Consider the following 620-nt stretch of genomic DNA (forward strand, 5'->3'; position numbering starts at 1 on the left):
CCCGATACCATCACCACAGGACTCACCGCTTGAGTGGCTACAAAATCCGTACGCAGGTCAAGAGCATCCAGCCCACTTCTAGGTTCCTACACCGTCGCAGCGCTGGCATGCAACTGGAAGGTGGTGGTTGTGTTGCTTACTTCCAAAAAGACAGGCGTCTATCTTGTTGCTGCAACGACCTCCGTCTTTCCCGGGCCTACTCAAAGTCTTTTTTATCCATTTGTATTTGCCATCGCCTTTTCATTGTTATACCCCTCCCTAAAAGCAGTCATAGCTACTTTCAATACGGGAGCAAGGATCATGGAGCTGAGATCGGAGTACAGAATGGGAGAATGGAAAGAAAGAGTTGCAGCGAAGCAGGGTGATGTTGAATCTGTGATTGGCGCTCTAGTTGATCTGGCAAATAGAGACAAGATCGGATACCACGACCTAAAGCGAATTCATGACGTGCTTCCGAAACCTGATGAATTGCAGATCAGGCAGAGCTAAACATTCGTTCAAGCCGCCCCCGTGTCGTGGCGTCAGCCGCGCGCTTTTGTGCTACGCATGCACGCGTCTGTGACCTGCGTACGGATTTTGTAGCCACTCAAGCGGTGAGTCCTGTGGTGATGGTATCGGGT

The 620-nt window shown here is 50.8% G+C and carries 1 protein-coding gene; it reads left to right on the top strand.

Annotated elements, in window-relative coordinates; translation table 11 throughout:
* Positions 1–33: 33 nt before the first annotated feature.
* The gene (locus tag ABD974_RS17905) at positions 34–489 is read left to right on the top strand and encodes a hypothetical protein (protein ID WP_345304713.1); all 456 of its coding nucleotides are present in this window, start codon (positions 34–36) and stop codon (positions 487–489) included.
* Positions 490–620 lie beyond the last annotated feature (131 nt).

The sequence above is a fragment of the Lysobacter hankyongensis genome, from assembly GCF_039543145.1.
Lineage (GTDB): Bacteria > Pseudomonadota > Gammaproteobacteria > Xanthomonadales > Xanthomonadaceae > Lysobacter_I > Lysobacter_I hankyongensis.